The 12602-nt window shown below is 36.1% G+C and carries 13 protein-coding genes; all 13 read left to right on the top strand.

Annotated elements, in window-relative coordinates; genetic code table 11:
* Nucleotides 1–110: 110 nt before the first annotated feature.
* The 13 genes from Bccel_RS05575 (at nucleotide 111) to Bccel_RS05515 (ending at nucleotide 12370) form a co-directional block, all read left to right on the top strand.
* The gene (locus Bccel_RS05575; protein ID WP_036944183.1) at nucleotides 111–1013 is read left to right on the top strand and encodes a hypothetical protein; all 903 of its coding nucleotides are present in this window, start codon (nucleotides 111–113) and stop codon (nucleotides 1011–1013) included.
* A gap of 286 nt (nucleotides 1014–1299) precedes the next feature.
* Nucleotides 1300–3237, top strand: coding sequence for a BNR-4 repeat-containing protein (locus Bccel_RS05570; RefSeq protein ID WP_050753159.1), 1938 nt, complete (start codon nucleotides 1300–1302; stop codon nucleotides 3235–3237).
* Nucleotides 3238–3390: 153 nt separating this feature from the next.
* Nucleotides 3391–3627, top strand: coding sequence for a hypothetical protein (locus Bccel_RS05565; RefSeq protein ID WP_036944180.1), 237 nt, complete (start codon nucleotides 3391–3393; stop codon nucleotides 3625–3627).
* A gap of 148 nt (nucleotides 3628–3775) precedes the next feature.
* Nucleotides 3776–4822, top strand: a complete 1047-nt coding sequence (gene xerA, locus Bccel_RS05560; protein WP_036944177.1) for a site-specific tyrosine recombinase/integron integrase — start codon at nucleotides 3776–3778, stop codon at nucleotides 4820–4822.
* Between the two features lie 153 nt (nucleotides 4823–4975).
* Nucleotides 4976–5323, top strand: a complete 348-nt coding sequence (locus tag Bccel_RS05555; protein ID WP_036944175.1) for a hypothetical protein — start codon at nucleotides 4976–4978, stop codon at nucleotides 5321–5323.
* 425 nt (nucleotides 5324–5748) lie between these two features.
* Nucleotides 5749–6381, top strand: a complete 633-nt coding sequence (locus tag Bccel_RS05550; protein ID WP_050753158.1) for a hypothetical protein — start codon at nucleotides 5749–5751, stop codon at nucleotides 6379–6381.
* Between the two features lie 345 nt (nucleotides 6382–6726).
* Complete coding sequence (locus Bccel_RS32495) at nucleotides 6727–7095, top strand: DUF7668 domain-containing protein (RefSeq protein ID WP_420848042.1); 369 nt, start codon at nucleotides 6727–6729, stop codon at nucleotides 7093–7095.
* A gap of 357 nt (nucleotides 7096–7452) precedes the next feature.
* Nucleotides 7453–7914, top strand: a complete 462-nt coding sequence (locus Bccel_RS05540; RefSeq protein ID WP_036944169.1) for a hypothetical protein — start codon at nucleotides 7453–7455, stop codon at nucleotides 7912–7914.
* A gap of 349 nt (nucleotides 7915–8263) precedes the next feature.
* Nucleotides 8264–8638 carry a hypothetical protein gene (locus Bccel_RS05535; protein WP_036944166.1) on the top strand — a complete coding sequence of 125 codons (375 nt, stop codon included), beginning with the start codon at nucleotides 8264–8266 and terminating at the stop codon, nucleotides 8636–8638.
* A 323-nt stretch (nucleotides 8639–8961) separates the two neighbouring features.
* A complete protein-coding gene (locus tag Bccel_RS05530) occupies nucleotides 8962–9642 on the top strand; it encodes a DUF1963 domain-containing protein (protein ID WP_036944164.1) in 681 nt (226 codons plus the stop codon).
* 299 nt (nucleotides 9643–9941) lie between these two features.
* Nucleotides 9942–10619, top strand: coding sequence for an SMI1/KNR4 family protein (locus Bccel_RS05525; protein ID WP_036944162.1), 678 nt, complete (start codon nucleotides 9942–9944; stop codon nucleotides 10617–10619).
* A 348-nt stretch (nucleotides 10620–10967) separates the two neighbouring features.
* Entirely contained in the window at nucleotides 10968–11450 is a 483-nt protein-coding gene (locus Bccel_RS05520; protein ID WP_036944159.1) for a hypothetical protein, read from the top strand.
* A gap of 251 nt (nucleotides 11451–11701) precedes the next feature.
* Complete coding sequence (locus Bccel_RS05515) at nucleotides 11702–12370, top strand: hypothetical protein (RefSeq protein ID WP_036945917.1); 669 nt, start codon at nucleotides 11702–11704, stop codon at nucleotides 12368–12370.
* Nucleotides 12371–12602: the final 232 nt, after the last annotated feature.

The raw sequence follows: 12602 nt of genomic DNA, 5'->3' as shown, positions 1-12602 counted from the left end.
AAGGATAAAATTTTAATACGTCATAAATTACTTATACGTATTGTATACTCTATTGTACGTTAAAGGCTTTTAATGTAATTCGAAATTTTAATTAAGGAGATGAAATAATAATGAAAAAGTTTATTTCTGGTATTACAGCAGCAGCCATGATGCTTACCATATCATCCGGTGCCATAGCTTGCAAAGGAAACTTTGAGGTTAAAAATGCTGCTCCCCAAAAGACAAAAACTCAAGGCGTGAAGCTTGCTTCTAAAACTGTTAAAGCTCTTGATGCAGCAACAGAAGCCAAGATTAAGGCATTGAAGGATGCTTATAATAAGGAAGTAGCACCTTTAAACGAACAGTTAAAAACTGTTACTGCTGACCTAAAGGCAGCTAAAGCAGCAAAACCTGTCGATACTGCAAAGGTGAATTCAATTAAAGATCTGGTAACATCAATACAAAAGGAAATCGGAACTAAGAAGAAAGCTTTGAATGAAGCTATTGAAAAGGTTAAATTGACAGCTGAATATGGTGCTGATGCAGTTGCTAAAATGGATTCTGCAAAAGCTGCATTTGAAAAGGATGTTGCTCCTTTAAAGGAAAAACTTACTGCTTTAAACAATGATTTGAAGGCAGCTCTTAAAGCAACAACTGTTGACAAGGAAAAGGTTAAAAGCATAAAAGACCAAATTAAAACTGTAAACAATGATATATCTATCAAGAAAAAAGCACTTGCTTCTTCTATAGAGAATATTAAATTAACAGCTAAATACGGTGCTGATGCTGTAGCTAAGTTAGAGGCAGCTAAAGAAACATACAATAAGGATGTTGCTGCTGTAAATGAAAAAATTAAAAAAGCAAATGCTGATTTAAAAGCAGCACTCAAAGAAAAAACAAAAAATAAGGAAACAATTAAAACTACAAGTAAACAGCTTTTAACTCTTTATAAAGAGCTAAAAGACAAGAAAACAGCTTATGAGGCTTTAGTTAAAAGCATCAAAACCACAGCTGCAGCTGCTAAAAAAGCATAATAAAACATTTCGAAGTGATTTTGCGACCTTGATCGTTGTAGTAGTAAATTGTGGTGCAGAATCATCATAATTCACTAGAAATAATAAAAGAGGATGTTGAGAATATTCAGCATCCTTTTTTTCAATTATATGAAAAGTAATAAATACATAAAGTCGTTATTTTACCTTAAACATAAAATAATTACTACTTTTAGGATAAAGATATATGTTAAAATATAACTATATTTTAATTTGTTTAGTTATGAATAATCAATTTTTATTCAGTTAATTCTTAGGAGGAGTAATAATGAACAATAAAAAAGGGGTATTTAGCTTATTGTGTATTACCGCAATATTATTGATTTTCAGTTTTATTTCTTATGTCAATGCAGAAGCACAGGGATATACAGTTTACGGCTATGTAAACTGCTGTAATAGCACATCAAATAGCAGTATTATGACCGGAACAAAAGTAGAGATAACAGGAACAGGCTTATTTTCTTTAAGTGATGAGAATGGCTTCTTTTCTATTTCCGGTATTCCTGCAAATTCAAACGGCTATGTGATTAACTTTTCTAAGGCAGGATACTTGTCACGATCTACTCAAAATATATTGATTAACAGTGATTTGCAGATAGAAACCCCAAATACTGCCTTATACCTTTGGCCGGGAGATTTTAATAGTGACAATTCTATAAATATGTCAGATATAATACTGATGGCAAAGGTTTTCAATGCTGTTAAAGGCGATGTAAAGTATAATGCTGATTTTGATTTAAACAAGGATGATGTAGTCAATATGACAGACCTGGTGCTTATAGCTGCTAATTTTAACAAAGTTTCATCCGAGTATCCTACTGTCAAATTAAGTTGTGTGACTTCAAAGCCATCATATACTTCGACAAATACATCAACTTCAACATCAACTCCAACTTCAATTAAGTCTCCAACACCTACAATATTAAATATAATACCCTCTGTTACCAAAACCGAGGATTCACTTATGACCTATTCAGGATTGACAACAGTTTCATATGGAGGATATCTTAATGGGGAGTCATTCCAGCAAGATGGAATAGTTTCCTACAACGGATACCAGTATTCGGCTTTCTGGAATACAAACAAGCATGTTGTAATGTGCAGAAGAAAGCTGCCAACCGGAGAATGGGCAAAGTTTGAATTTACAGATTATCCACTGTCAGCACAGGATGCACATAACACCATATCCATCGGAATATGCCCTCAGGATGGAACCATGCATCTTGCCTTTGACCATCACGGCAATGACCTTCATTACCGTGTATCGACAGCTGGGCTTGTTACAAGCCCGGAAAAGTTTACATGGAATGCTTCAAATTTTGGGACAGTTACCAGCAATCTTGTAGGAAATAATAAAATTTCACTGGTTACATATCCAAGGTTTATAACAGAGCCATCCAACAAGCTGCTTTTCGAATACAGATACGGAGAAAGCGGCAGTGGGGATCAGTATCTATTAGAATATGACGGTTCAACCAAGAAGTGGATTTCACTTGGAAAATATATTGACGGAATATCACAAAACAATAATGCGTATGCTCATGGCATAACCTACGATAAAAACGGCAGGCTGCATGAAACCTGGTGCTGGCGTGAAACTCCTGATGCAACCACAAACCATGATCTAATGTATATTTACAGTGATGACAATGGCCGTACCTGGAAGAATAACGCTGGAACTACTGTGGCAGTGACAGGCTCGAGTTCTGTAAACAAAAATACATCTGGTGTGAAGGTTTGGACAATCAATCAAAACAGGGGACTTATTAACCAGGAAGCACAAATGGTTGATAACAATGGAAATATACATGTTCTTTTATCTCATCTACCTGATTCTGTGTCGGATAATTCCAACTTTACCAATGCAAGAAAAAGCACAGTATACTTCCATTATTGGAGAGATTCAAGCGGAACATGGCACAGAACCAACACAGGGTTTCCTTCCGTTTTGAATTTCAGAGGCAAGCTGGCTTTTTCAAAGTCAAATAACATTTATGCAATATTGCCTAACCTTCGTATTGCAGCAGCATCGGCTTCTTCTAACTGGAGTGACTGGAAGATGGTTAATACCGAATACCAGGATAAGTTCTTTTCAGACCCACTCGTAGATTATGGAAGGCTTAAAGCAGAAGAGAATACACTGACATTGTTCTGTCCCAAACCAAGTTCACCAAATATATACAATTTGACTTTTACATTGAATTAAGGAATGTAACCTAAGTTGAAGAGTCTGTATTTACATTATAAATATATAAGAAATGGATAGGAATAAGTATGGGAAAGATTGTAAGATATCTTTTTTGTATCGGTTATTGCCGTAATACTGTTTATAGGATTAGGTTATATTACATACTCTGCCATGGGGAAGCCGTTTCCTGCATTAGGCTTTTCAGGCGGTGAATATGAAGAATATTATGGAATCGGATTTACTGTTGAAAAGTGGTACCCTCTAATGAAAGTCGGAGAAGAGTACACTGGAAGAACTAGACAGTTTAGTTTTAACTGCATAACATTTATGGCTGGAGTGGTCTTTTTTCTTGCTATTCAGTGGATAATAATGCTTTTAACGAATAAACTCAAACGATTTAAATCATAAAATTTTAGAAATGCAACTATATTTTATTTAAAGTACAATTATATTTTTATTGTAATCCTTATTAAAAAGATATATAATTAAACCAACACCAACGAACAGATGTTTGGGGGTGTTGGTTTAATTAGAACGAGATGCAGGTGTTAGTTTTATGGTTTTTGTAAAAAATTATTCTGAACTTCTATTATCAGTAAAATTTTCCTATTCTATAGAAAATATTGAAAAAATTAAAAAAGTTAATGGACGAAAATGGGTACAATCTGATAAAATTTGGTGTATACCCAACAATAATAATTCTATTAAAAAATTAGTAAGTCTTTTTGATAAGGATAAAATCGTTTTCTGTGATGGTTTTATGGAAGATTACGTAGAAAGCATGATTTGTGCAGTAAAAAATGAACTGAGATTAAGAAATTATAGCCCAAAAACTCAAAAGGCTTATTTAGCTCATATAAAAAGGTTTTTATTGTATTGTAGTAAAAGTTTTGAAAACATAGCTAAAGATGATATTCAAAGATATCTACTAAAACAAATTGATGAAGAAAAATCTTCTGTATATGTTGATCAAACCATAAGTGCATTAAGATTTTTATTTGTTGATGTATATAAATCACCTGATTTTGAATTTGATATAAGCCGTCCTAAAAGGGAACAAAAACTTTCAAGAGTTCTAAATAAGGACGAAGTATTCAGAATAATTGAATCAATTGATAATCTAAAACATAGGACTATTATAATGCTTATTTATTCGTCAGGTTTGAGAGTGAGTGAAGCTGCAAGGCTTAAAATTGAGGATATTGACTATATCAGAAATATGATTCATATAAGAAATGCAAAAGGCAAAAAAGACAGGTATACAGTTTTATCTAAAAGATTATTAGAAGTGCTTAAACTATACTTAGAGGTGCATAAACCTGAGAATTGGCTGTTTCAAGGGCAAAATAGGGAATGTCACATTACAGAGAGAACAATTCAGAAGATTTTTGAGGAAGCTGTTTCTAAATCAGGTATAAAGAAGAAGGCAACCGTACATACATTAAGGCATTCTTTTGCTACACACTTGCTTGAGAGTGGAACTGACCTGCGGTATATCCAAGAACTACTTGGCCACGAAAATTCAGCAACTACTGAAATATACACACATGTGAGTGAAAAATGCATTGGAAGGATTAAAAGTCCTTTAGATGAGATATTATAGATTGCATTTACGAACGAAGATTCGTCTATGAAAAGATGATTATGCGTAGACGAGATTTATTACGTAAATGCAGTTGTTATATAAAATCGCACGCAAGGCCGCCACATCGTGTGGCGGTATTTTTAGGGCTAGGCTTTGGAGTATTAGTAGATAGTGATCTTAAATTATGGAAAGGTTGATGAATTGTTGTTTGTAAAAAGAGAAAAGTGTGGGGGAGTTAAATCGAAAATAATATTGATAATCACTGTTGTAAGTGCTTTACTATCTCTTATTTGTGGAATATTTGAATACATACTGCCATTGTATCTTACCTATAAACATAATATAAGTATAAATAAAAATAGTTCAGTAGCAATTATCGGAGGGGCAGATGGACCAACAGCAATTTATGTAACACATACATCAGCTAATTCTTTCCCAATTACAATTATATTTTTATTAATTACAATTTTGGGAGTTGGTTATGGATTATTTACTAAATTTAGAGGATTGAAAAAATGAGTTATTTTAGCTATTATATCTAGATTTTTTAAATTGCTGGAGAAATTAAAATAGTAGACAAATAGGGTTTTTTATTAGGACCCCACGTCCTGTGGGGCTCTGAGCTTCGAAGGCGTGCGACTTTACATAACAATGCATGGAAGTAAAGGTGCGGGATAGAAGCTCATGAAGTAAATTCTCTGGAGAAGGAGCATGAAGAAATGCCGCACCAAATTCCATCGCCGGTGCAAGCACGCTCACGGGTCTTTCTAAGGGGTCCGGCTCTGGAACTTCTTCCATGCCCGACGTTCTGTGAAATAGGCTGAAAGGCGTGCCATCCTTGGCACGATATTTGAAAGAAGGGCTCTGAAGTTTTGTTTGATTCTTATCTAGTAGGTAACTGTAAAGTAAAGATTATATAATTGTAATATGGAAGGAAGAAACACATGGAATTTGAAGTTATAAGGAAACTATTTAATATAGAACAGAATGATGGCTTTTCAGAAAATGATATAAGTAAAGCCTGTGAAAAATATGGAAGTTTGCCTTTTATATTGAAAGAGTATTACAGACAACTCGGTAATTACAGGCAGATAAATCAAACGCAGAATATTTTATGCCGGCCAAGTGAATTGATTGATACAAAAGAATATCTTATATTTTATAAGGAAAATCAGTATGTTGTTCAATGGGCTATAAAAAAGAGTGATTTAAACAAAGATAATCCACCTGTGTATTGTTCATCGGATGAAAATGAGTTTAAACTTGAAAGTGAAAGTTTACTTGACTTTTTATATGCAATGGCATTTTTTCAGGCTGCTAGTTGGGGTCTTGAATATTGTAGTGAAGGTATATATATTATTAGCGAGGAACAGGCTCAAATCATTAGAAATCGATACAAAAAGATAGATTATGAATTACATCATTGGATGAATGTTTCATATTATAGCAATTATGATGATCAGGTAATTTGTATGATTGAAAATAGTGATTACGACATGCTCTACGCATCTTCCAATCAAGAACATTTTAACGAAATGAAAGAATTTTTTGATAGATTAGAACTTGAAACTTATTAGGTATAAGATACCTAAATTTGCAAAAGGGATTCAAGGCCGCGCCGTCCTTGGCGCTCTTGCTCCGTGGGTCAGCCTACTTCACAGAACAATCCATTTGCATAAAGGGGCAAAGCATGGAGAATGTTCGCTGGAGTAGGAGCATGAGGTCATCCTGCCCTCATCGATTCATCGGGTGCGTAGCACCGCCTACGGAGAAGGGCTCTGTAAGTCCGATTCATCGACGACGCAAATGGGCGACGATATATGGAATTCCCTGCGTTCCGACGCGTCCTGCGTCGGGTTTGTTAGGGATAGGCTTTGGAGATTATATATAAATAAGTTGGCAGTTTATAAGGGGGTAATTTCATTAGTATTGATCAGGTTATTAAAAACAGCATAAAAGATATTATAAGACTTTTTGTAAGTAAAGACTACGATACCTTGTCCCGAAAGTATTTACCAAAAGAAAGAGATATTAATGATTTCGTAAGATCCTTAAATGAGTTTTTAGAGTTTGGGGATCACGAAGGAATAGTTTCTATGCCAGCAGATGAAGAGTTTAATAAAATGGATATTATTGAAATTAGTAATCCGACAAGAGCAGTAAGAGAATTTAGTGTAATATTTGATTTATGGATAGATGGACTAAAAAGTGATTTGACTCTTGAGTGTGATGTTGAGTTTTATAGTGATACAAACACTAAGGTCTATTTATATGATTTACATGTTTTATAATACTATATACCAAAGGAATGTTTGTTTGTTAAGGGCTCCCATCCATGGTCGCTTCTGGCTTCGCGGGGCAGGGAACTCCACATATCAACACATGCCCGTAAAAGTGCGGTTAGAAGGTCATGAAGAATTGCTTCGGGGGTCATCCCATGTAGAATATCCGCACTACACCGTTTCGCCGGCCGCGGAGCGGCTCTCACGGGTAGTTCTTTGGGGTCCGGCTCAAACGGCGTCGGGCATGTACACGTTATATAAAATCGCGTGCAAGCCGCCACATCGTGTGGCGGGTTTGTTAGGGTGAGACTCTGTAGATTTAATTATAATCAAAGGTGTAAAATTTAACTGTGAGGATGTGAGAACATGAAGACAAATACATATTCCCAGTTTTATGCTATAGTTTTTGCTGAAGAACAACATGAACTACTAGCAAAACTATGTGATTATATGTCAATCTCTATGGATGAATCAAAATATAAAGCAGCTACTAATGCAGCATGGTGTGGCAACGATGCTTATAGTCATAGGAAATTAGTACTTTTAAGAGATAAAAGAGATAACAATATACTCATATTGTTAGAAGTAGGTTATGATGCATCAACTATAGTGGTTCAATGCTTAAGTTCAGAGGCTTCAAAAACAAAAGATTTCATATTAAAAACACTTAATGAATTATATAATAAATATTGTGATTGTCCTGATTATTATAGACGTCCAGTTTTAGATTTGAAGGATGTTTATGGAAGTGAAGAAGATAAATTTAAGAAAATTTTAAATCAATATGGTATTAACTATGAATTGATACACTACTATTTTTCAGAATAATACATTTTGTAATCAATTTTAAAAAGAAAATATTATTGGATATTTTTCTCGAAGGTGCGGCCATCCGTGGCCGCTCTGGCTTCGCGGGCACGCGACTTTACATAACAACAGATTCACACAAGGGCTCGTAAGAAAGAGCATGAAGAAGCTCTCTGAAGCATGAACATGTAGAAGGCCTCGCCACATTCCTTCACCGGCCAAAGGCCGCCGAAGAAGAAAGGCTCAGCGGGTCCGGTTCAGGAACGTCGGGCATGCACACGTTATATAAAATCGCGTGCAGGCCGCCACATCGTGTGGCGGGTTTGAAAGAGAAGGGCTTTGTAGAAAAAATAAAAGGATAAACTGATTTATGAGCTTAATAGTAAGTATTATTAAGAAAAAAGATACAAACATAGATACTAATGACTTAGAAAACCAAGTACCATCACCCCATAATGAATTGTTTGGGTTTGAGTCATGCAGGAAAACTCTATGGGGTCATGATGTTATGCAACTAATTGGTTGTGAAATGATATATTCCTTAAAGGAATTTGATATTATAGTGTTTGATGAAGATATCAATATATTGAAATGCGAATTATTAAACATTCTTGATAATATAGACACTATACAAAGTGCTACTGGTTACGATAAGGAGTTTATAGAGTTTAGAGTGAAAAATGCATTGGAAATGATAAAGATTGCTATTAATGAAATAGACAAGGTAGGCATTGCTCTTTGGTAGGTACTATAATGAGTTGATGAAATTTAAGGGGCGGTCATCCGTGACCGCCGCTGGCTTCGCGGGCACGCGACTTTACATAACAATCCTTCTCCGTAAAGGCTACGAAAGGAAGATCAAGAAGTATTTCTCTGGAGTAAATTCAGGTAGCATGGCTCCGCCACATCCTCTCACGGGTGCGGTTGCACGATAACGCGGGTCATCCTCACGGGACCGTTCGAGGACGTCGGAGACGGGCGACGTTAGCTGCAATCGGACGCGGGCCGCGACATCGTGTCGCGGGTTGTTGTGGTCCGTCATGTAAGTTAAAAAACATCGGAGGTTATATGGATATATTTCACAAGTTAAAAGAGATTGGTAGGGTACCTATTATTGCACAAATTGGTGGATTCCGTCCTGACAAAAGGATAAAGAGTAGCTTTGGAGGAAGTTTTTATTCAAAGAAAACAGAAGAATGGCCAAAGGATAAAGATGGATATATGATACCAATTATTCAAATCTATGTGCCTGAAGTTCCAAACGGAGAAGAGTATTTTGGCAATAAACAGTTAATTCAAATATATATAAATTCAAAAAAGATACCATGTAATCATGCCAAAAATGGTGAAGGGTGGCTACTTAGAGAGTACGATACTATTGAAGATATGCAACAAGTTGAGACACCTAATGAGTGTAAAATATACAAACAATTTCAGATTAAGTGGTCAAAGGCATTAAAACCAGATTATCCTTGTTGGGAAGAATCATGGAATTATCTTGATATGACAGAAATAAATGAATCTGATGAGTTATCAGATAAGTTTTTTGACGAGTTTGATAGTCATACCTTTACAAAGGTTGGAGGGTATGCTGCATTTATACAATCTCCTTGTTTAGGTGGTTTGGAATATATTTTTCAAATTTCATCAGAAGAAAAACCAAGGTTCATGATTGCTGATAACGGAAAGTTTTATATATGTAAATCTAAAGATAAAGGAGAATGGTTCTTGGCTTGGGATTGTTATTAAAGGGGCACACGTCCGTGTGTGCCTCCTAGTCACGGGGCGTCCGACTCCAGCTAACAATGCATGGCAGTAAAGGTGCGGTTAAGAAGGTCATGAAGTAATTCTCTGGAGCGGGAGCACGAAGAATGCCGCACCACACCGTCTCGCCGGGCACGCAGTGCCGCTTACGGGTCTTTCTAATGGGTCCGGCTCGAACGGCGTCAGCCATGCTCACGTTATATAAAATCGCGCGCAAGACCCCGACATCGTGTCGGGGATTGTTAGGGAAAGGCTTTGTAGATTTTATCTTAGGAGGCATACATATGGACTTATCAAAAATTGATTCTTGTTGTAAAAATGAACCTGCTAAATTATCTGAGATTGAGAAAGTTGAAGCAGAAGCCAAAATAATTCTTCCTGAGATTTATAAGGAACTACTTCTTCAAGCTAATGGTATTTATACAAATGAGACAATTGTGATATATGGTACAAATGAGATACTTGAAAGATATCAAACACTACAAGTTGAGAAGTATTCATCGGGATATATTTGTATTGGGGACAATAGCAGACCAGATGTATTTCTAATGAAGCAAGATAGAAATGCTTATGAAGTCCTTATTACAGATTGTGGTTATATGAATGCTCAAGACCCAAATGGGAAAATATTAAACTTTAAAAATTGGGTTGAAGAAGGGTGCCTTGATGAAACAGAATCTAAAGAGTATATGGATATGATTGGGAATAGGGATTCTTCAGTATCATACATAGAACCATATAATGTAATTTTAGTTAGTACTCCTAAAAATGGTTCAAGAGATCTTCTTGTATTAAAGAAAGTTTTTGATTTGGAAATATCTATTGGGGATTTGTTAAGAGGATCAAAACAACTTCCTTTTACTATTATAAGGAATATAACTTATGCGAAAGCATTGAACCGTATTGAAAAATTAGGAGAGCTTGGAGAGGTTATTAAGCTGGTGCCTTCATCTGACGAATAATAAAGTTAGCAGTTTAAATTGTAATAAGCAGTTGAACAAACGAAGAAAATTTAAGGGGCTGACATCGTGTCAGCCGCTGAGCTTCGAAGGCACGCGACTTTACATAACAATCCATGACCGTAAAGGTGCGGGTAAGAAAATTCATGAAGAAAGCCGCTGGAGAAGGAGCATGAAGTATGCCGCACCATATTCCATCGTCGGGTGACAAGCACCGCCTACGAAGAAATGCTCTGCGGGTCCGACTCTGGAACATCGGTCATGGGCGACGATATATGATATTCCCTGTATGCCGACGCGTCCTGCGTCGGTTGGTGAGAAGGGCTTCGGAGAATTGATAAAGAGGTTATTATGAGACTGTTTAGTAAAAAAAATAGAAGTATTTCAATACAATTTAATTTCAGAACAGAAACACTGATTTATAGTGATGACGGAAAGGAATTACACTGTCAAGCCACCAATATTAATGGATTTAGGATATATACATATAGCCTATTAGAATGGTATGATTCTGGGTTGAATATACAAAAAGAAGATAGAATTAAAATAACAAAAAATATTATTCTTTGGGTAGCAAGAATAGAAGAATTGATAATATTGGTTATTGATGATAAGGATAAAGATAAGGATGATATTGAAAACATAATTTATGATAATGATTTAAAAGATTTGAATATAAGGGTTGAATACATCGGAATTGAAAGCAAAAGAAATAGATTTGAAAATAGGGTTATTCAAAAGCTAGAGTGTGGAGAAAAATGTGAGATTAATGGAGTTGAAATTAAATCTTTGAAGGATTTGAGAAAAATAACAGAAAAAATGGATTTTAGATAGACTTTTATACCATAAAGGTAAAGTAATAACTATAGTTTTTTGAGGCTCAGACGTCCTGTCTTCGTCTGGCTTTGCGGGACAGGGAACATCACATATCAACGTATCTGAGTAAAGAGCGTGCTTACGGGTCATCCTGCTCATATCGATTCATCGGGCACAAGTGCCGCCAAGGAAGAAAGGCTTCGAGGGTCCGATTCATCGACATCTCAGATACACACGATATCTGAAAGGTCTAGGTAAGAGAGGTGCAAATGAAAGTTTTTGATTTGAAAGATTTTAAACCTTGTGCAGGGCCTCAAAACCAAGTAGTTACACCATTAGGCAAGGTATGTTTTAGTTTAAAGCTTGGTAAAACAGATTTAGCTGATTTTACATCTGCATTTACTAATAAAAAAGGAGATTACGTTTTTGGGTGGTATTCAGATAGTTTTGATGTTGAGCTACTTATATGCAGTCCAAAGTTGCATTTGGCGGATAACATGCATGTAGAAGGTTGTCGAGCAGCTATCTATAGAATCTTACTACATGACAAGGAACTTGCATGTGAATTTTCGGCTAATTGGTGTTCTGATTATTTATGGACAGATGGTGGACCGGATAGTGGCGAACATCTTGAAGCACAGACCTGTGAGAATGATTATTATGTAGTTTCTATCGGTACACAAGATGGTGAAATGCTTCATTCACGTGCAATGAATAACGAAATGATGCCAGCAATATTAAATTCGAGTGTTGACCCATTGGCTTTAGTGGAGTGTAGTTCTACAGGGCTATTAGTACCGATTGAAAGAGTTTTTCTTAATCAGGTTTGTCAAGTTCATTTTGTTGTTGCATGGACACCTAAGAAACCAGATGATGTATCTACTTGGTATGCAGTTGATATGTCACATAGAGAATTTCCAGGGTGTTTATTGGGGTAGTACAAACCAGAAGCCAGTGCATAGACCCTTCAGATATCAACACATGCCCGTAAAAGTGCGGTAAGAAAGATCATGAAGAACTGTTCCAAGGGTCATCCCACGTGGAAGATCCGCACTACACCGTTTCGCCGGCCGCACAGCGGCTCTCACGGGTAGTTCTCTGGGGTCCGGCTCAAACGGCGTCGGGCATGTACACGTTACATGAAAGACTGGGCATTGCCCCGACATCATG

The sequence above is a fragment of the Pseudobacteroides cellulosolvens ATCC 35603 = DSM 2933 genome (assembly GCF_001262605.1).
Taxonomy (GTDB): domain Bacteria; phylum Bacillota; class Clostridia; order Acetivibrionales; family DSM-2933; genus Pseudobacteroides; species Pseudobacteroides cellulosolvens.
This window is presented reverse-complemented; position numbering and strand designations above follow the sequence as displayed.

Excerpts from the sequence above, each read along its gene's own strand:
- Bccel_RS05575 (WP_036944183.1), top strand. The coding sequence starts at position 111 with ATGAAAAAGTTTATTTCTGGTATTACAGCAGCAGCCATGATGCTTACC.
- Bccel_RS05570 (WP_050753159.1), top strand. The coding sequence starts at position 1,300 with ATGAACAATAAAAAAGGGGTATTTAGCTTATTGTGTATTACCGCAATA.
- Bccel_RS05565 (WP_036944180.1), top strand. The coding sequence starts at position 3,391 with ATGGGGAAGCCGTTTCCTGCATTAGGCTTTTCAGGCGGTGAATATGAA.
- xerA (WP_036944177.1), top strand. The coding sequence starts at position 3,776 with ATGGTTTTTGTAAAAAATTATTCTGAACTTCTATTATCAGTAAAATTT.
- Bccel_RS05550 (WP_050753158.1), top strand. The coding sequence starts at position 5,749 with ATGGAATTTGAAGTTATAAGGAAACTATTTAATATAGAACAGAATGAT.
- Bccel_RS05540 (WP_036944169.1), top strand. The coding sequence starts at position 7,453 with ATGAAGACAAATACATATTCCCAGTTTTATGCTATAGTTTTTGCTGAA.
- Bccel_RS05535 (WP_036944166.1), top strand. The coding sequence starts at position 8,264 with ATGAGCTTAATAGTAAGTATTATTAAGAAAAAAGATACAAACATAGAT.
- Bccel_RS05530 (WP_036944164.1), top strand. The coding sequence starts at position 8,962 with ATGGATATATTTCACAAGTTAAAAGAGATTGGTAGGGTACCTATTATT.
- Bccel_RS05525 (WP_036944162.1), top strand. The coding sequence starts at position 9,942 with ATGGACTTATCAAAAATTGATTCTTGTTGTAAAAATGAACCTGCTAAA.
- Bccel_RS05520 (WP_036944159.1), top strand. The coding sequence starts at position 10,968 with ATGAGACTGTTTAGTAAAAAAAATAGAAGTATTTCAATACAATTTAAT.
- Bccel_RS05515 (WP_036945917.1), top strand. The coding sequence starts at position 11,702 with ATGAAAGTTTTTGATTTGAAAGATTTTAAACCTTGTGCAGGGCCTCAA.